General features: G+C 58.5%; 14 protein-coding genes and 3 tRNA genes. 3 read left to right on the top strand and 14 right to left on the bottom strand.

The features are described 5' to 3' along the window. On the top strand, nucleotides 1-892 hold an 892-nt coding region (locus ABYA88_RS11615; RefSeq protein ID WP_373187446.1), incomplete at its 5' end, for an ATP-binding cassette domain-containing protein. Nucleotides 893-908: 16 nt separating this feature from the next. Then, nucleotides 909-1703 (top strand): enoyl-ACP reductase FabI, encoded by a 795-nt coding sequence (gene fabI, locus ABYA88_RS11610; protein WP_373187444.1) that lies wholly within the window; start codon nucleotides 909-911, stop codon nucleotides 1701-1703. A gap of 103 nt (nucleotides 1704-1806) precedes the next feature. On the opposite strand, the gene ABYA88_RS11605 is transcribed toward fabI, so the two are convergent. From ABYA88_RS11605 to ABYA88_RS11565, 9 genes are all read right to left on the bottom strand, one after another. Then, nucleotides 1807-3696, bottom strand: a complete 1890-nt coding sequence (locus ABYA88_RS11605) for a SurA N-terminal domain-containing protein (protein WP_373187443.1) — start codon at nucleotides 3694-3696, stop codon at nucleotides 1807-1809. A gap of 249 nt (nucleotides 3697-3945) precedes the next feature. After that, on the bottom strand, nucleotides 3946-4233 hold the full coding sequence (locus ABYA88_RS11600; protein WP_188434484.1) for an HU family DNA-binding protein: 288 nt from the start codon (nucleotides 4231-4233) through the stop codon (nucleotides 3946-3948). Nucleotides 4234-4433: 200 nt separating this feature from the next. Then, nucleotides 4434-6833, bottom strand: coding sequence for an endopeptidase La (lon, locus tag ABYA88_RS11595; RefSeq protein ID WP_373187442.1), 2400 nt, complete (start codon nucleotides 6831-6833; stop codon nucleotides 4434-4436). A 196-nt stretch (nucleotides 6834-7029) separates the two neighbouring features. Next, on the bottom strand, nucleotides 7030-8313 hold the full coding sequence (clpX, locus tag ABYA88_RS11590) for an ATP-dependent Clp protease ATP-binding subunit ClpX (protein WP_373187440.1): 1284 nt from the start codon (nucleotides 8311-8313) through the stop codon (nucleotides 7030-7032). A gap of 166 nt (nucleotides 8314-8479) precedes the next feature. Next, entirely contained in the window at nucleotides 8480-9121 is a 642-nt protein-coding gene (gene clpP, locus ABYA88_RS11585) for an ATP-dependent Clp endopeptidase proteolytic subunit ClpP (protein ID WP_373187439.1), read from the bottom strand. Between the two features lie 89 nt (nucleotides 9122-9210). Continuing rightward, nucleotides 9211-10557 carry a trigger factor gene (tig, locus tag ABYA88_RS11580; RefSeq protein WP_373187438.1) on the bottom strand — a complete coding sequence of 449 codons (1347 nt, stop codon included), beginning with the start codon at nucleotides 10555-10557 and terminating at the stop codon, nucleotides 9211-9213. Nucleotides 10558-10902: 345 nt separating this feature from the next. After that, nucleotides 10903-10987 (bottom strand) — tRNA-Leu (locus ABYA88_RS11575). A 53-nt stretch (nucleotides 10988-11040) separates the two neighbouring features. After that, nucleotides 11041-11116, bottom strand: a tRNA-His gene (locus tag ABYA88_RS11570). Nucleotides 11117-11160: 44 nt separating this feature from the next. Further along, a tRNA-Arg gene (locus ABYA88_RS11565) sits at nucleotides 11161-11237 on the bottom strand. Between the two features lie 292 nt (nucleotides 11238-11529). Between ABYA88_RS11565 and folD the strand changes: the two genes are divergently transcribed. Further along, nucleotides 11530-12384: a bifunctional methylenetetrahydrofolate dehydrogenase/methenyltetrahydrofolate cyclohydrolase FolD gene (gene folD, locus ABYA88_RS11560; protein WP_373187437.1), complete on the top strand. Its 855-nt coding sequence runs from the start codon at nucleotides 11530-11532 to the stop codon at nucleotides 12382-12384. Nucleotides 12385-12432: 48 nt separating this feature from the next. Here the strand turns inward: folD and ABYA88_RS11555 are convergent, their stop codons facing one another. From ABYA88_RS11555 to ABYA88_RS11535, 5 genes are all read right to left on the bottom strand, one after another. Next, nucleotides 12433-13218 (bottom strand): SDR family oxidoreductase, encoded by a 786-nt coding sequence (locus tag ABYA88_RS11555; protein WP_373187436.1) that lies wholly within the window; start codon nucleotides 13216-13218, stop codon nucleotides 12433-12435. An 11-nt stretch (nucleotides 13219-13229) separates the two neighbouring features. Then, nucleotides 13230-14423, bottom strand: coding sequence for a 2-methylaconitate cis-trans isomerase PrpF (gene prpF, locus ABYA88_RS11550; RefSeq protein WP_373187434.1), 1194 nt, complete (start codon nucleotides 14421-14423; stop codon nucleotides 13230-13232). 313 nt (nucleotides 14424-14736) lie between these two features. Continuing rightward, nucleotides 14737-17328: a Fe/S-dependent 2-methylisocitrate dehydratase AcnD gene (gene acnD, locus ABYA88_RS11545; RefSeq protein WP_373187433.1), complete on the bottom strand. Its 2592-nt coding sequence runs from the start codon at nucleotides 17326-17328 to the stop codon at nucleotides 14737-14739. A gap of 247 nt (nucleotides 17329-17575) precedes the next feature. After that, complete coding sequence (gene prpC / locus ABYA88_RS11540; RefSeq protein ID WP_373187432.1) at nucleotides 17576-18703, bottom strand: 2-methylcitrate synthase; 1128 nt, start codon at nucleotides 18701-18703, stop codon at nucleotides 17576-17578. Nucleotides 18704-18750: 47 nt separating this feature from the next. Further along, the coding region (locus tag ABYA88_RS11535) for an isocitrate lyase/phosphoenolpyruvate mutase family protein (protein ID WP_373187431.1) at nucleotides 18751-19194 on the bottom strand (444 nt) is incomplete at its 5' end.

Raw genomic sequence — 19194 nt, 5'->3', positions numbered from 1 at the left:
GCAGCATGAGTATACCCAGCGTCTGATCGCAGCCGACCCAAAGGGTGATCCTGTGGCGGTGAACGCCGACGCACCGGTGATCCTGCGCGCAGAACAGCTAAGGGTCTGGTTTCCGATTCGCAAAGGTGTTCTGCGGCGTACCGTCGATCACGTCAAGGCCGTGACCGATGCCTCTTTCACTCTCAAAGCCGGGCATACTCTGGGCATTGTGGGCGAAAGCGGATCAGGCAAGACGACGCTGGGGCTGGCACTGCTGCGGCTGGTTGAAAGCCAGGGGCTGATCGAGTGCAATGGCAAGCGTCTGGATGGCTTGAGCCAGAATGCAGTGAGACCCATGCGCCGGCAGTTCCAGGTGGTGTTTCAGGATCCGTTCGGCAGTCTGAGCCCGCGCATGTCGATAGCCCAGATCATCAGCGAGGGACTGGAGATCCACGGCATCGGTACAGCGGCCGAGCGCGAGCAAATGGTTATCCAGGCGCTCGAGGAAGTGGGCCTGGAGCCGAGTAGCCGCCACCGCTACCCCCACGAGTTTTCCGGTGGTCAGCGGCAGCGTGTTGCGATAGCCAGGGCGCTGGTGCTCAAGCCATCGCTGATCCTGCTGGACGAGCCAACGTCAGCGCTGGACCGAACGGTGCAGGGTCAGGTGGTGGAGTTGCTCCGCGACCTCCAGCACAGGCACAATTTGAGTTACTTGTTTATCAGCCACGACCTGGCAGTGGTCAGAGCCCTCAGTCACGAGCTGATGGTGATACGCCAGGGTGAAATAGTCGAACAGGGTCCGGCCAGGGAGATATTTGCTTCACCGCAGCATGAATACACCCATCAGCTGCTTGAAGCCGCCTTCGCCAGACCGGTATCCGTCAACAAGGCCACAGATTTACTGGCCCAGTAGAAAACAGGAAACAAGCATGGGATTTCTAAGCGGTAAACGCGTACTTATCGTTGGCGTCGCCAGCAAACTGTCCATCGCCTCCGGCATCGCTGCGGCAATGCACCGCGAAGGCGCCGAGCTGGCATTCACCTACCAGAACGAGAAGCTCAAGGCCCGCGTAGAAGGTTTTGCCGCAGAATGGGGCTCCGGGCCCGAGCTTTGCTTCCCGTGCGATGTCGCCGATGATGCGCAGATTGACGAAGCATTTGCCCAGCTGGCCAAGAAGTGGGATGGCCTGGACTGCATCGTGCATTCGGTCGGCTTTGCCCCCGGTGATCAGCTCGACGGCGATTTCACCGAGGTGACTACCCGCGAAGGCTTCCGCATCGCCCACGATATCAGCGCATACAGTTTCGTTGCGCTGGCCAAGGCCGGCCGCGAGCTGATGAAAGGCCGCAACGGCAGCCTGTTGACCCTGTCGTACCTGGGCGCAGAACGCACCATGCCGAATTACAACGTGATGGGTATGGCCAAGGCCAGCCTCGAGGCCGGCGTGCGCTACCTGGCCACCAGCCTGGGCCCTGAAGGCACACGGGTGAACGCAGTCTCTGCCGGGCCTATCCGCACGCTCGCAGCATCGGGTATCAAGAGCTTCCGCAAGATGCTCTCGCATAACCAAAAGCAGACGCCGATGCGCCGCAACGTCACCATCGATGAAGTCGGCAACGCCGGCGCCTTCCTGTGCTCGGATCTGGCGTCCGGTATATCCGGCGAGATCATGTACGTCGATGGCGGTTTCAATATCACCGCGATGGGCAACCTGGAAGACTGACATATAGTCTTCCAGCAACCCAAAACAAAAAAGCCACACCTTTACAGGTGTGGCTTTTTTGTCGGCCGGAGTTTCCTCCGGCGCTCTCTACAACATTGTCGCGTCAGAAACGCTCGATGTCTGCCCTTTCTTTCAGGCTTTCCTGCAGTGCGGTGAAGTCCTGCTCACCGGTCTGGCCGGCGATAAAGCGCTTATACAGATCGCTTTCTGCTGCAGCCTGCAGGGACTCGGGTGTTGCTACGCCGCGCAGCTCAACAATCCACTGGCTGCCATCAGGCTGGCGAACATGTGCGTAAGCCGGCCTATCCTCTGGCGGACGGGGCATGGCGAACACGTTGCGCAGCAGAGGCTGCGGCAGCTCATTGTTGGAACGGTTGATGGCCTCGTGGCGTTCCCACGAGCCGTCCAGTTCCTCGGCGAGCTGACGTGGCTCGGTGCTGTCCGTCTCCAGCGCTTCAACCAGTTCAGACGCCTGTTCACGGGTCTGCTCAACTGCTTTCTGGAAGCGTAGCGTGTCGGCTATATCCGCGGATACCTCGTCGAGTGGGCGTTGCTTGGCACGCATGTGCTCCTTAACCCGGATAACGACGGAAGTATCAGCGTCAAGCTCAAGCAACTGGCTGTTGAGGCCATCCTGCAGCACCTCTTCGTCAAACGCTGCAGCCATGACTCTCGGGTTGGCAGCCAGCCCTTCGCCGCCTTCGCGACCGACCGGACCGATGGATTGAATCTCCAGATCCAGCGCGCGTGCCGGCTCGATCAGGTCGGGCGATTCGTAGGCCAGATTGGCCAGCTCGCGAGATGCCTCGACGTACCGGCGTTCGACCTGCTCGGCCTTCAGCTCCTCAACCAGGCTCTCGCGCATTGACTCCAGGCTTGGCAGCTCGGGGGCAGAAACATCGGTCAGCTTGATCAGGTGATAACCGAAGCTGGTACGCACCGGATCAGACACCTCGCCTTCCTCCAGTGCAAACAGAGCCTCATCGAAGGCGGGATCGAAGCTGCCACGGACCGTGTAGCCCAGATCGCCAGCGCTGGCTACTGTGCCTATGTCGTCGGATACATCTTCGACTACCTGGGCAAACTCCTCGCCCTCCTCCAGACGTTCCCGGGCTGCACGCACCTGTTCCAGTGCCTGCTCCTCGGTAACATCATCAGTTACTTCGATGAGAATGTGCGATGCCCGGCGCTGTTCGGTCAGGTTGCCTATTTCACGTTCGTACAGGGCCTGCAGGGCCTGCTCATCGACTTCAACCTGATCAAAGAAATCGTCACGGGACAACTCGACGACTTCCAGCACGACCTGCTCTTCAGTCATGAACTGGTCTGCATTCGCGGTGTAATAGGATTCGATTTCTTCTTCACTGACATTGACCTCATCGCGCTGGATGGGCAGTTCAATCACGGCAAAATCGCGCGTCTGCTCTTCCAGGCGGGCCAGTTGCAGTCGCTCCGCCTGAGTGGCGAAGGCAGTCGCTTCGAAGGCGTTGCGCAGCTGGGCCAGCAACAGCTCCTGGCGCACCAGATTGCGGAATGCCATACGCGAGCCCAGGCCCATATTGCGGATCACTATGTCGAACCGATTCGCGTCGAACTGACCGTCTACCTGGAAGTCCGGCGTGGACAGGATCAACTGGTCAATCATTGCCTCGGAAATGTGCAGATCGAACTCTTGCGCGCCGTCAACCAGCACAGCCCGCTCAATCAGCCCGTCGAGGACTGACTGGCGCAAAAGCGCATCGTCGATCATGTTGGGATCGAAATTATCGTTGAGCTGCTGCAGCTGCTGCACCAGTTGGCGACGTTGCAGCGCGACTGCCTGCTCGAGCTCGATCCTGGTGATTTCCGTGTCATTGACCTCGGCAGCGGTCTGTTCGTTGCTTCCGAAACGGCTGATGGATTCCCAGCCGGTCAAAGCGAAAATCAGCACAATGACGCCCACGATCACCTTCGCGACCCAGCTTTGCGCATTGTCCCTCATTTGTTGCAGCATCTTGCCCCCGAAACCCTAGTCGTCAACAGCCGCCCTATGGCGCTGCGTGTACCGTCGATCATGGATCGCCGGCCTATTATTCTGTCTTAAACAAAAAAGGCGCATCAGGGATGATGCGCCTTTCTGGAAACTGACCGAACCACGTGAGTGGAAACTTGCCTCAACAGCGATGATGGCTGCGCCTGGCTATGGTTCGAAGTAGATACCAGGGCTTTCGCCCCGACACAGACAATCAGTAACTGGACGCGCTCAGTTCACAGCGTCCTTCAGTGCCTTACCGGCTTTGAAGCCCGGAATCTTGGCGGCGCTGATTTCAATCGGCTTACCAGTCTGCGGGTTGCGGCCGGTGCGGGCAGCGCGATCCTTCACAGCGAAGGTACCAAAACCGACCAGGACAACCGAATCACCGGCCTTCAGGGCGTCAGTGATGGACTCGATGACGGCGTCAAGAGCACGGCCGGCAGCAGCTTTAGGAATATCGGCGGAAGCGGCGATGGCATCAATCAATTCAGACTTGTTCACTCTAAGTCCCCTTATTAGTTTCAAATGAGTTGTTAGTCGTTATGTAAGCTTGTGGTCTTAGCAAAGCTGTGGCCAGTCAGCATACCTGCAAAGGTCGAAGCACGCTTTATAGCAAGCGGTCAAAAACCGTGTCAAGGAATGCCTGTGGTACCGCCGGTCCGCTTGTGAACGTATTGCCCTGTTGGGCGCCTGCTCGGAAGCGGACCGCTGCTACCTCAGTGAGTACTGATACGCTTTTTCGTATCGGTAGCCTGATTGTCATCCTTTGCAACCATCTCTTCAACCCCTTCTTGCAAGGGCTCCGGCACGTATTGCAGCGCAATCTGCAACACTTCGTCAATCCATTTCACCGGCTTTATCTCAATATCCTGCTTGATGTTATCCGGTATCTCCTTGAGATCACGGATATTGTCGTAGGGAATGATGACCGTTTTGATGCCGCCGCGATGCGCCGCGAGCAGCTTTTCCTTGAGTCCACCGATCTGCAGAACCTGCCCACGAAGGGTGATTTCCCCGGTCATGGCAACGTCCGCGCGCACCGGAATGCGGGTCAGTGCCGAGACCAAGGCAGTGCACATGCCTACGCCTGCGCTGGGGCCATCCTTGGGCGTGGCACCCTCGGGAACGTGGATATGGATGTCATGTTTCTCGTGGAAATCTCCGCCCAGGCCCAGGCTGTTGGCACGGCTGCGGACCACAGTCAGTGCGGCACTGATCGACTCCTGCATTACGTCGCCCAGGGACCCGGTCTTGATCTGGCGGCCCTTGCCGGGCACCACAGCGGCTTCCAGACTGAGCAGCTCGCCACCTACCTGGGTCCAGGCAAGACCCGTTACCTGGCCGATCTGGTCGGTCTCCTCGGCCAGCCCGTATTTGAACTTGCGCACGCCCAGCAGTTCTTCCAGCAGGACGCCATCGACCACGACCTTGTTCTTGGCCTTGCTGCCGACCTGAGTTCTTACCACCTTGCGGCACAGCTTGGCGATCTGCCGCTCGAGTCCACGCACACCTGCTTCACGGGTGTAATAGCGGATAATGTCGCGCAGGGATTCGCGGGTAAAGGTCAGCTCATCCTTCTTCAGCCCGTTGTTCTTGATCTGCTTGGCAACCAGATAGCGCTCGGCAATGTTGATCTTTTCATCCTCGGTGTAACCGGGGATGCGGATGACCTCCATGCGGTCCAGCAAGGGCGCCGGAATGTTCATCGAGTTGGCGGTACAGATGAACATCACGTCCGAAAGGTCATAATCGACCTCCAGATAATGGTCGTTGAAGTTGTGGTTCTGCTCTGGATCGAGCACCTCGAGCAGCGCCGACGAAGGATCGCCGCGCATATCGGTGCCCATCTTGTCGATTTCATCGAGCAGGAACAGCGGGTTCCGCACCCCCGCCTTGGACATCTTCTGGATAACCTTGCCCGGCAGCGAGCCTATGTAGGTCCGGCGGTGTCCACGGATCTCGGCTTCGTCCCGCACACCACCCAGGGCCATGCGGACAAACTTGCGATTGGTCGCGCGCGCCAGGGATTCGCCGAGCGATGTCTTGCCGACGCCGGGAGGCCCCACCAGACAGAGCACAGGCCCTTTCAGCTTGCGTACGCGCTTCTGTACCGCCAGGTACTCAAGAATGCGCTCCTTGACCTCCTCAAGGCCGTAATGGTCGGCATCCAGCACCGCTTCGGCACGCTCTGGGTCGTGCCGCACCTTGCTGGCCTTCTTCCACGGCACATTGGCCAACCATTCGATGTAGGATCTGACAACGGTGGCTTCGGCCGACATCGGCGACATCATCTTCAGTTTGTTCAGCTCTGCGGTGGCCTTGGCGTGAGCCTCCTTGCTCATTCCTGCTCCATCCACCTTGGCTTTGAGCTCGTCGAATTCGTTGTTGCCATCCTCGCCGCTACCCATTTCCTTCTGGATAGCCTTCATCTGTTCGTTCAGGTAGTACTCGCGCTGACTGCGCTCCATCTGCTTCTTGACTCGGCCGCGGATGCGCTTTTCCACCTGCAGCAAATCAATCTCGCTGTCGAGCACACCGAGCACATGCTCGACCCGGTCGCGTAGCGGCAGAATCTCGAGTATTTCCTGTTTCTGATCCAGCTTCAGGGTCAGATGCGCAGCCATGGTATCTACCAGGCGGCCGGGCTCTTCAATACTGGAGAGCGACGACAGCACTTCGGCCGGTACCTTCTTGCCCAGCTGGACGAACTGCTCGAACTGACTCATCAGGCTGCGAATCAGCACTTCCGCCTCACGCGCGTCCAGCTCGCTTTCCTCCAGCGGTGTGGCGCGCGCAAGCTGGTAGGTAACCAGCTCGTCAACCTGCTCGATGCGCGCACGCTGTTCGCCTTCGACCAGGACCTTGACGGTGCCGTCGGGCAGCTTCAGCAGCTGCAGGATGGTTGCTATGGTACCCAGGCTGTAAATGCCATCCTGGCCCGGATCATCCTCGCTGGGATCGCGCTGGGCCACCAGCAGTACCTGCTTGTCGCCTGCCATCGCCGCTTCCAGCGCTTCGATGGATTTGTCGCGGCCCACAAACAGCGGGATGACCATGTGGGGATAGACCACTACATCGCGTAGCGGCAGGAGCGGAAATTCGCTAGGTGTCGTCATGGCTGAGACTCGCTTGCTGGGGGGCGCAATTATCGACCGCACCCGTAATAAAAGTGTCCATGAATTCAAAGATGGGGGCAGCGGAAGGAAAAAACAAGCCACTAAACATTGCGATACAACAGAAGGCTGCCGAATGGCTGCAGCAAAAAAAACGCCCGACGCCCTTTCGGGTGCCGGGCGCTGGTTACCAACCGGGTCATTCTTCCGGCATGGCCTTTGGCGGGTTCTCGGTGGAATCGTAGATCAACAGCGGCTTGGCGTCGCCGTTGATCACGTTCTCGTCGATCACCACCTTGCTGACATGCTCCGCAGACGGGATGTCATACATGGTATCGAGCAGCACATTCTCAAGAATCGAACGCAGGCCCCGGGCCCCGGTCTTACGCTCCAGAGCGCGGTTGGCGATAGCCTTGAGCGCGTCTGTACGGAATTCCAGACTCACATCTTCCATTTCGAACAGGCGTCCGTACTGCTTGGTCAGCGCGTTCTTTGGTTCGGTGAGGATCTGAATCAGCGCCGCTTCGTCGAGCTCGTCCAGCGTAGCGATAACCGGTAGACGACCCACAAACTCGGGAATCAGGCCGAAACGTACCAGATCTTCCGGCTCGACACCCTTGAGGGTCTGACCGACTTTCTTGCCCACGTCCTGGCTGCGCACCTTGGCGCTGAAACCGATTCCGCTTTTCTCGGAGCGGTCACGAATAACCTTTTCCAGACCCGAGAAGGCACCACCACAGATGAACAGAATGTTACGCGTGTCCACCTGCAGAAACTCTTGCTGAGGGTGCTTGCGCCCGCCCTGGGGCGGCACTGAGGCAACGGTGCCTTCGATCAGCTTGAGCAGCGCCTGCTGTACGCCTTCGCCGGAAACGTCACGGGTAATCGAGGGGTTGTCCGACTTGCGCGAAATCTTGTCGATCTCGTCAATGTAGACGATACCCATCTGGGCCTTCTCCACATCGTAGTCGCACTTCTGCAACAGTTTCTGGATGATATTCTCGACATCCTCACCCACGTAACCCGCTTCAGTCAGCGTGGTTGCGTCAGCGATGGTGAAAGGCACATTGAGCAGCCGCGCCAGTGTTTCCGCCAGCAGCGTCTTGCCCGAGCCGGTCGGCCCGATCATCAGAATATTGCTCTTGCCGAGCTCGACGTCGTCCTTGCCCTCGCGCTGATTGAGTCGCTTGTAGTGGTTGTACACCGCAACGGACAGCACCTTCTTGGCGCGCTCCTGGCCGATCACGTACTGATCGAGGATGCCACAGATCTCCTTCGGCGAAGGCAGCTTGGCGCCACTACTTTCAGCCTGGCTTTCCTGTACTTCCTCACGGATTATGTCGTTGCACAAATCCACGCACTCATCACAGATGAATACGGAGGGGCCGGCAATCAGCTTGCGCACTTCATGCTGGCTTTTGCCGCAGAAGGAGCAATACAGCAGCTTGCCGTTGTCGTCACCCTTCCCAGTCATATCGGTCATCTAAAACCCCTGCTAACGTTCACTCTTGTGCACAAAGATGGGGGCAATACCGCCACTTTGCAAGTGCAACACTGTCAATGCATACCGGCACTTCACCAGGGAAGGCTGGCTAAAAAGGCCTCGGAACAGACTTCCGGGGCCAGGCCAGGCGCTAAGCCAGGCCGCTTTATTCACCGATTTCGCGGCTCGTCATGACCTTGTCGATCAAGCCATAGGTAACGCTTTCTTCCGCATTCATGAAACGGTCACGATCAGTATCGCGCTCGATCACCTCAAGGGTCTGGCCGGTGTGGTGCGCCAGAATCTTGTTCAGCTTATCGCGGATATTGAGGATCTCCTTGGCGTGGATCTCGAAATCCGACGCCTGACCCTGGAAACCACCCAGCGGCTGGTGAATCATCATGCGCGAATTGGGCAAGGCGAAACGCTTGCCCGGCTCGCCACCGGCGAGCAGGAATGAACCCATGCTGGCCGCCTGACCGATGCACAGGGTGCTTACATTGGGCTTGATGAACTGCATGGTGTCGTAGATCGCCATACCGGCAGTCACAGACCCGCCTGGCGAGTTGATGTATAGATGGATATCCTTGTCGGGATTCTCCGATTCCAGAAACAGCAGCTGGGCCACGACCAGGTTGGCCATGTAGTCCTCTACCTGCCCCACCAGAAAGATCACGCGCTCCTTGAGGAGACGGGAATAGATGTCATAGGAGCGTTCGCCCCGGGCTGACTGCTCGACAACCATGGGCACCAGACCGCCTGCTGCCTTAACATCCGGTGGAAACTGATTGAAGCTGTTATGCGTCATGGATTGAAATCACTCCGATTGAACCTGTCGCGAAAAAACGAAAGCCAGCCCTAAGGCTGGCTCACGCATTGCTTGAGTTGTTGACGAGCTTACTCGCCGGCGCCGGCCTCGGCTTCGTCAGACTCAAGGTCCTTGGCTGACTGGGCTGGCTTCACGGCGTCTTCATAGGGGACCTGCTTGCTGGTCACCTGAGCCTTCTGCAAAACAGTATCCACCACTTGCTCTTCGAGCACAACCGACTGAATCTCTGCTAATTGTTGCTCATTCTGGTAGTACCAGTTCACCACTTGCTCAGGTTCCTGGTAGGCAGATGCCAGCTCTTCGACCATCGCACGAACGCGATCGTTATCAGGCTTGATCTCGTTCTGCTTGACTACTTCGGCTACGACCAGGCCGAGGGAAACGCGGCGCTTGGCCTGCTCTTCGAACAGTTCAGCGGGCAGTTGCTCGGGCTTGATGTTGGCACCGCCGAACTGCTGGACGGCCTGCTCCCGCAGACGATCGATCTCGCTGCTGACCAGAGCCTTGGGTACGTCGATGCTGTTGGTCGCGAGCAGACCATCCATGACCTGGGTCTTGACCTTGGTCTTGATTGCCTGGCGCAGTTCGCGCTCCATGTTCTTGCGTACTTCGGCACGGAACCCTTCGATTCCACCCTCTTCCACGCCGAACTTGGCGAAGAACTCATCATTGAGCTCAGGCAGAGCCGGGGCCGCTACAGAGTGGACCATGACATCGAATTCGGCGGGCTTGCCGGCCAGCTCGAGATTCTGATAATCCTCGGGGAAAGTCACGTTCAGGGTGACCGAATCACCGGCCTTCGCGCCGACCAGACCGTCCTCGAAGCCCGGAATCATGCGACCGGAGCCCAGCACGATCTCGGTGTTGTTCGCGGTACCGCCCTGGAAGGGTTCGCCATCCACGCGGCCGACAAAGTCGACCTTCAACTGGTCGCCGTTTTCTGCAGCACGCTCGACTGTCTCGAACTGAGTGTTCTGCTTGCGCAGGATTTCGAGCATGTTCTCGAGGTCTTCGTCACGCACTTCGGACTCGGTGCGCTCGACCTTGATGTCACCAAAATCGCCCAGGGTGATTTCCGGATAGACTTCAAAAGTGGCTACGTATTCGAAATCCTTGCCTTCGTCCAGCTGCTTGGGCTCGACGCTCGGAGCGCCTGCCGGATTGAGCTTCTCCTGCATGATGGCTTCATAGAAGGAAGACTGGATGACTTCACCCATGACTTCCTGACGGGCAGAGCCGCCAAAACGCTTGCGTATCACGCTCATCGGCACCTTGCCAGGACGAAACCCATCGACTTTGGCGCGACTGGCAGTCTGCTGCAGGCGCTTGTTGACCTCGGATTCGATGCGGTCAGCCGGAATGCCGACAGTCATGCGGCGCTCAAGGCCGGAGGTGGTTTCAACCGAAACTTGCATGGAGAGTCCTCGTGAACGAACAGATTAATTAGTGATTTCGTAAAAGCCGAACAGTCTAATCGCTTACGCAATGGAAGTCATCACCAGTGGTGGCGCGGGCGGGAAATACCATTGCGCTACGTGACCGCATATTATTACGCGATCGTCTGTGAGGACAGAATATGCTCAAAATCGGCGCTGCCATCATGCTGTGACAATAGCCATGCAATCGCGCGCTCCCTGCACGCCGCTCAGCGCACAGCGGTGCTGGCAATCATAGAGCGATATCAAAATAGCACCCACAGGCAAGCCCGCCCGGACGGATGAGCGGAAAACTGCCTTGCTGGATTTACAACGCTTGTTAGATGGTGCGGACGGGGAGACTCGAACTCCCACACCTTGCGGCGCCAGAACCTAAATCTGGTGTGTCTACCAATTCCACCACGTCCGCAAAAGAGGACCTGCAAAGAACAACGCCAGGCCGAAGCCTGGCGCTTGAAAAAATGGGGTGGACGATGGGTTTCGAACCCACGACAACAGGAGTCACAATCCTGTGCTCTACCAACTGAGCTACGCCCACCATTACTGCTTGCTACTAGCTTCACCATACAGGCCGCGTTGCGATGGTGCACCCGGCAGGACTCGAACCTGCGACCATCCGCTTAGAAGGCGGATGCTCTATCCAACTGAGCTACGGGCGCCTTGCGCACCTTCGGATTACCTAGGGTATCCTGAAATGCCCGCCATGACAGCTCTGGGCTGTAAAAGCGGTGGAGCCTGATCGCCTTCCAAACCGGTCATGCGGTGTTTGTGAAGCGGGGCGAATAATACTCAGCCACCTTTTCCACGTCAACGTTTGTGTGCCGTTTTTTTAATTATTTGAGTGAGTTAAGGAAGTTGCGTGATAAACCGGGCGATCCAGCACCGCAGTCTTTTGCCAGCCGCGCTAGCGTGCGACAATTGCGGTCTTCTTTTGTTTGTGCCAGGAACTCAATGAACGCCAAACTCATCGACGGCAAGCAGATTGCCGCCCATATTCGCCAGGACATTGCCAGCAAGGTAGCAGCGCGCCGTGAACGCGGTCTACGTGCACCCGGGCTTGCAGTTATTCTGGTCGGCCAGGATCCTGCTTCTCAGGTCTATGTCAGCCACAAACGCAAGGACTGCGAGGAAGTCGGGTTCATTTCACGCTCCCACGACCTTCCTGCCGAAACGTCCCAAGCCGATTTACTGGCGCTGGTCGACAGCCTGAATGAGGATGGCGAGATCGACGGCATTCTCGTCCAGCTGCCCTTGCCGGCGCACCTCGATGCATCGCAACTGCTGGAGCGCATCCGCCCGGACAAGGACGTTGATGGTTTCCATCCATTTAATATAGGTCGTCTGGCCCAGCGCATGCCGATGCTGCGCCCCTGCACTCCGTTCGGGGTTATCCGTCTGCTGCAGAGCACCGGCGTCGATCTGTACGGGCTCAACGCGGTCGTCGTCGGCGCCTCGAACATCGTCGGTCGCCCGATGGCGCTGGAACTACTATTGGCTGGCTGCACCACCACCATCACCCACCGTTTCACCAAGGATCTTGCCGATCACGTCAGCCGTGCCGATTTGCTGGTCGTCGCCGTCGGCAAGCCAGGGATCGTGCGCGGGGAATGGGTCAAGCCGGGAGCAATCGTGATTGATGTGGGGATCAACCGCACCGACGCCGGCCGCCTGACGGGTGACGTGGAATTTAAAACCGCCGCGGAACGGGCCAGCTGGATTACGCCAGTACCCGGCGGCGTCGGTCCGATGACCCGGGCCTGTCTGCTGGAAAATACCCTGCATGCAGCCGAGCACCTGCACCCTTGATTACTCCCGGCATGACTGGTTGACCGGGCTCCTGCCCGGTTCAGCTCGTTACAAACTGCCGGTACTGCCTCCATCGACGGGCAAGTTGATTCCATTGATAAACGCAGCGGCAGGTGAGGCGAGAAAACCTACCGCATTGGCAAACTCCTCGGGCCGACCAAAGCGTTTGACCGGGATCGCCGCCCGCATGCCCTGGGACACCTCATCCGTCGTTTTGCCACTGCCCTGTGCGATATGCCCGATCAGACTGTCCAGGCGGGCGGTCTGAGTCAGTCCGGGAAGCACATTGTTAACGGTAATACCGTCAACTCCCAGCTCACCGGCCAGCGTCTTGGCCCAGTTCGCCATCGCCGCACGGACGCTGTTCGACACGCCCAGATTGGGGATTGGTGCCTTGACCGAGGTCGAGAGCACGTTGAGGATACGACCGTACCCTGCCGACCGCATGCCCGGCAGCAACAGATGCAAAAGCGTCTGTGCGGCGATCAGGTGCTGACCTAAGGCATCGGCATAAGCATCCGGTTTCGCCTGATGCGCTGGACCGGGAGCCGGCCCACCGGTGTTGTTAACCCAAATATGCATTGGGCCCTTCTCCAGCTCGGCAGCCACTGCGGCAGACAGCGCCGCAATATCGGCGGCGTCCACGGCGATATAACTGTGGGTCTGACCCTGCCCTGCAGCCAGGCTCTGACAGACGCGCGCCAGCTTGTCTTCGGTGCGCGCCAATACCACCACTTCCGCGCCCTGTTCTGCCAACTGGCGCGCACAGGCCTCGCCCAGCCCCTGGCTGGCGCCGCAGACCAGAGCGCGTTTTCCTGATAGATCGAGATTCATATGCATACTCCTTAGCTGAAACTATCACCCGGCACGCGAACCCAACCTTCCATCAACACCCGCGCACTGCGGCTCATGATGGCTTTCTTCACAGTCCATGCGCCATTCACCTGTTTCGCTTCAGCGCCTACACGCAACGTTCCCGATGGATGACCGAAAACCACTGACGTACGATCACCACCGCCTGCGGCGAGATTCACCAGGGTGCCGGGGATCGCTGCGGCTGTACCGATAGCAACAGCGGCGGTACCCATCATCGCATGGTGCATCTTGCCCATCGATAATGCGCGCACCAGCAGATCAACTTCACTGGCGGCTATCTGTTTGCCGCTGGACGAAATGTAATCCGCCGGTGGCGCCACAAACGCGACCTTCGGCGTGTGCTGGCGATCGGCTGCTTCGTCGACATGCTTGATCAAACCCATTTTGACCGCGCCGTGGGCACGTATGGTTTCGAATTTCAGCAGCTCATCAATGTTGCTATTGAGCGCGTCCTGCAATTCCGTACCGTTACAGCCAACGTCAGCCGCATTGATAAAGATAGTCGGAATACCCGCATCAATCATCGTGGCCTGCAACGCGCCCACGCCTGGCACGTCAAGCTCGTCCACCAGGTTGCCGGTGGGGAACATCGACCCGCTTGCGCCGTCTTCGTCGGCTGCCGGATCCATGAATTCAATCTGCACTTCGGCCGCCGGAAAGGTCACGCCGTCCAGCTCGAAGTCGCCGGTTTCCTGCACTTCACCGTTGGTCATGGGGATATGGGCAACGATGGTCTTGCCAATATTGGCCTGCCAGATCCGCACCACGGCAGTGCCGTTCTGCGGTACGCGGGAAGCATCGACCAGACCGGAACTGATTGCGAACGCGCCCACCGCGGCGGACAAGTTGCCGCAATTGCCACTCCAGTCAACAAACGGCTTGTCGATGGAGACCTGGCCGAACAGATAATCAACGTCGTGCTCCGGCTGGGTAGGCGGCGCGAGAATCACCGTCTTGCTGGTGCTCGACGTCGCTCCACCCATGCCATCGGTCTGTTTGCCGTAGGGATCGGGACTACCGATCACCCGCAGCAGGAAATTATCCCGCGCTTTGCCTGGCACCTGCGCCGCATCGGGCAAGTCCTGTAGCCGGAAGAAAACACCCTTACTGGTACCGCCACGCATATAGGTGGCAGGTATTTTGATCTGTGGCTTATGAGCCATGCTTTTGCTCCCAAGAACAATAGACGAAAACGTAAATGTAGCGGGCGCATTGACTGCTTCACCCGGTCCGCCGCAGCGTTGCCACTCCGGTGGATCGGACCGTCGATGCCCAGGGTCGAAAACTGCTCCTGCGTTTTCGACACTTCCGCCATCCATGGCGGTCGGATTGGCATCGTCGAGCGTACAGGGATGTATTTACAGCGTGTCCGAGCCACCGGAGTGGTGGCGAAGCTGACGCAATTACATCCCAGTCAATGCTTCCTGGCACTCAGCCCAGCGCTTTATGCCTTTGAGCATCCTGAAAGAGGGGAAATCAAACCGCGCCTTCAGCCTCCAGGAAATCCTGGGCAAAGCGTTGCAGCACACCGCCGGCGTCAAAGATCGAGACCTCTTCCTGAGTATCCAGACGGCAAGTGACTGGCACCTCTACCCGCTCACCATTCTTGCGATGAATCACCAGTGTCATGGCGCTACGCGGCTTGATCTCACCGGTCACATCAAAGGTCTCGGTGCCATCGATCGCCAGAGTCTTGCGTGTGGTGCCCGGCTCGAACTCAAGCGGCAATACGCCCATGCCCAGCAAATTGGTGCGGTGAATACGCTCGAAACCCTCGGCCGCAATCGCCTCTACCCCCGCCAATCGCACACCCTTGGCCGCCCAGTCGCGGGATGAACCCTGACCATAGTCAGCGCCGGCAATGATGATCAGCGGCTGCTTGCGTTCCATGTAGGTCTCGATGGCCTCCCACATCCGGGTCACCTTGCCCTCTGGCTCGATACGCGCCAGCGAGCCCTGCTTGACCTTGCCGTCCTCCACCACCATTTCGTTCAACAGCTTGGGGTTGGCAAAAGTCGCACGCTGGGCAGTCAGGTGATCGCCGCGGTGGGTCGCATAGGAATTGAAGTCGACCTCCGGCACACCCATCTTGTGCAGGTACGCACCAGCAGCGCTGTCGAGCATGATCGCGTTGGACGGAGACAGGTGGTCGGTGGTGATGTTGTCACCCAGCACCGCCAGTGGACGCATGCCGGTCAGCGAGCGCTCACCGGCCAGTGCACCTTCCCAGTAAGGGGGGCGGCGGATATAAGTACTCATGGGACGCCAGTCATACAACGGGTTGACGTTCTGCGCCTCGCGAGTGATATCGAACATGGGGATATAGACATCCCGGTATTGCTGAGGCTTAACGCTCTGCTTGACGATGGCGTCGATCTCTTCATCGCTGGGCCAGATGTCTTTCAGGGTGATTTCATTGCCGTTCTGGTCGGTACCCAGCACATCCTTTTCGATGTCGAAGCGAATGGTGCCGGCAATCGCATAGGCGACGACCAGCGGCGGCGATGCGAGGAATGCCTGCTTGGCAAAGGGGTGAATACGGCCATCGAAGTTGCGGTTACCCGAAAGCACCGCGGTAGCATACAGATCGCGCTCGATCACTTCCTTCTGAATAACCGGGTCCAGCGCGCCGCTCATGCCATTACAGGTAGTGCAGGCGAAGGCCACCACACCAAAGCCCAGTTGCTCCAGCTCACCGAGCAGATCAGCTTCTTCCAGGTACATCTTGACCGTCTTGGAGCCCGGTGCCAAAGAGGTTTTCACCCAGGGCTTGCGCAGCAGACCCAGCTTGTTGGCATTACGCGCTATGAGCCCGGCCGCGATCATGTTGCGCGGGTTGCTGGTGTTGGTGCAGCTGGTGATGGCGGCGATGATCACCGCGCCATCGGGCATCTTGCCTTCTTCGTTCTCGATCGTACCGCTGATGCCCCGCGAGGCCAGCTCGGAGGTCGGCAGCAAGGCATGGGGATTGGACGGGCCCGCCATGGTACGCGCGACGCTGGACAGGTCGAACTTGAGCACCCGCTCGTATTCGGCGCCTGCAAGGCTGTCTGCCCACAGGCCGGTTTCCTTCGCGTACTGCTCGACCAGCTTGACCTGGTCATCTTCACGGCCGGTCAGCTTGAGATAGTCGATGGTCTGTTCGTCTATATAGAACATCGCGGCGGTGGCGCCATACTCGGGCGTCATGTTCGAGATCGTGGCACGATCGCCAATGGTCAGGCGGCTGGCGCCTTCACCGTAAAATTCCAAGTAGGCTCCCACTACCCGCTCCTTGCGCAGGAACGCGGTCAGCGCCAGTACCAGGTCGGTACTGGTGATGCCGGGCTGGAGCTTACCGGTCAGCTCCACACCAATGATGTCGGGCAGGCGCATCCAGGAGGCGCGGCCGAGCATGACGCTTTCAGCTTCCAGCCCGCCAACGCCCACCGAAATCACGCCCAGCGCATCGACCATCGGCGTGTGGCTGTCGGTGCCCACACAGGTATCCGGGAACGCCACACCGTCGGCAACCTGGACCACCGGAGACATCTTCTCCAGGTTGATCTGGTGCATGATGCCATTGCCTGGGGGGATCACATCGACGTTCTTGAACGCGGTCTTGGTCCAGTTGATAAAGTGGAAGCGGTCGTCGTTGCGGCGGTCTTCGATGGCGCGATTCTTCTCGAAGGCATCTTCCTCGAAACCGGCGTGCTCGACTGCCAGCGAATGGTCGACAATCAGCTGGGTGGGTACCACTGGATTGACCTTGGCCGGGTCACCGCCCTTCTCGGCGATCGCATCGCGCAGACCTGCCAGGTCGACCAAAGCAGTCTGACCAAGAATGTCATGACACACTACACGGGCCGGGAACCAGGGAAAGTCCAGGTCGCTCCGACGCTCGATAAACTGCTTGAGTGATTCAGTGAGCATATCCGGCTCACAGCGGCGCACCAGATTTTCCGCGTGGATACGCGAAGTATAGGGCAGCTTGGCGTAGGCGCCGGGCTGGATGGCATCGACCGCTTCGCGGGTATCGAAGTAATCCAGATCGGTGCCGGGCAGGGACTTGCGGTATTGGGTATTCATGGCATCAGGACTCATCAGGTAATCGGTGGCTGGGACCGGCTTCTTTGCCGTGCTCCAGAACCCTGGAAACCCTGACGTTGAGGTATATGCGTCGGCGTCATTGAGGACCGACCGGGCTGGACACGCTGTAAATACGTCCTTGTACGCTCGGCGATGCCCGTCCCTGGGCATCGACGGTCCAGCCCGGTCGATCCTCAACGCCGCTGAATGGCATCAGTGCTCAGTCAGCGTTTCCTTAGTGCATTTTTTAGCGCTTCTCGATCGGCTCGACGGTACGCGGCTCAACACCCACATACTCGGCACTCGGACGAATAATGCGGTTATCCGCGCGCTGCTCCATCACGTGGGCAGCCCAGCCGGTCAGGCGGCTCATCACGAATATCGGTGTGAACAGCTTGGTCGGAATGCCCATGAAATGGTAGGCCGATGCGTGGAAGAAGTCGGCGTTGCAGAACAGTTTCTTCTCGCGCCACATGACTTCTTCGCAGCGCACGGATACCGGATAGAGCACGGTATCGCCCACATCCTTGGCCAGCTTCTCGGACCACTGCTTGATGATCTCGTTGCGCGGATCGGACGTGCTGTAGATCGCGTGACCGAAACCCATGATCTTTTCCTTGCGCTCGAGCATGCCCATCATTTCTTTTTCGGCGTGCTCGGGGCTGGTGAAGCTCTCGATCATGTCCATCGCAGCTTCATTGGCGCCACCGTGCAGCGGGCCACGCAGGGAGCCGATGGCCCCGGTTACGCAACTGTGCATATCCGATAGCGTTGAAGCGCAGACGCGAGCGGTAAAGGTAGAGGCGTTGAATTCGTGCTCTGCGTACAGGATCAGCGACACGTTCATGGTCTGCTCGTGCAGTGCGCTGGGCTTTTCGCCACGCAGCATGTGCAGGAAATGTGCGCCGACCGAATCATCATCTGTGTTTTCGTCAATACGCACGCCATCGTGGGTATAGCGATACCAGTAGCAGATAATTGACGGGAACGCGGCGAGCAGGCGATCAGTCGCATCCTGCTGCTGGCTGAAGTCGGCTTCGGTTTCCAGGTTACCCAGCATCGAGCAACCGGTGCGCATCACATCCATCGGATGAGCGTCTTTCGGGATGCGCTCGAGCACTTCCTTCAGCGCCTGCGGCAAGCCGCGCAGGCTCTTCAGTTTGCTCTTGTAGGAGTCCAGCTCCGCCTGGGTCGGTAGCTCGCCCTTGAGAATCAGGTGCGCGACTTCTTCAAACTGGCAGTTGGCGGCCAGGTCCTTCACATCATAACCGCGGTAGGTCAGGCCGGAACCAGTTTGCCCTACTGTAGACAATGCGGTCTTGCCCGCTACCTGGCCACGCAGGCCCGCGCCACTCAGTTTCTTTGCTTCAGCCATATTCGTTCTCCTTCTTGTCAGGTGCCCGTCTTGCAATGCAAGGCGGTTCAGGATTTTTTCTGTGCGAAGAGGGCGTCGAGCTTCTGCTCGAAATCGTGGTAATTGATGCGCTCGTACAGCTCCATGCGGGTCTGCATGGTATCGATCACGTTCTGCTGGGTACCATCGGTGCGAATCGCGTTGTAGACGTTTTCCGCAGCCTTGTTCATTGCGCGGAAGGCGGACAGCGGATAAAGCACCAGGGATACATCGGCGTTAGCCAGCTCGTCGGTAGTGAACAACGGCGTGGCACCAAATTCGGTGATGTTGGCCAGAATCGGCGCATTCACCTTGGACGCGAACAGCTTGTACATCTCAAGCTCGGTGATGGCCTCAGGAAAGACCATGTCAGCACCCGCTTCCACGCAGGCTGCCGCACGATCCAGCGCTGATTCCAGGCCTTCGACGGCCAGCGCATCGGTACGCGCCATGATCACGAAACTGTCGTCGGT

Source organism: Halopseudomonas sp., from assembly GCF_041579695.1.
Lineage (GTDB): Bacteria > Pseudomonadota > Gammaproteobacteria > Pseudomonadales > Pseudomonadaceae > Halopseudomonas.
The sequence above is the reverse complement of the archived record's forward strand: the minus strand, read 5'-3'. Positions and strand labels throughout refer to the sequence as shown.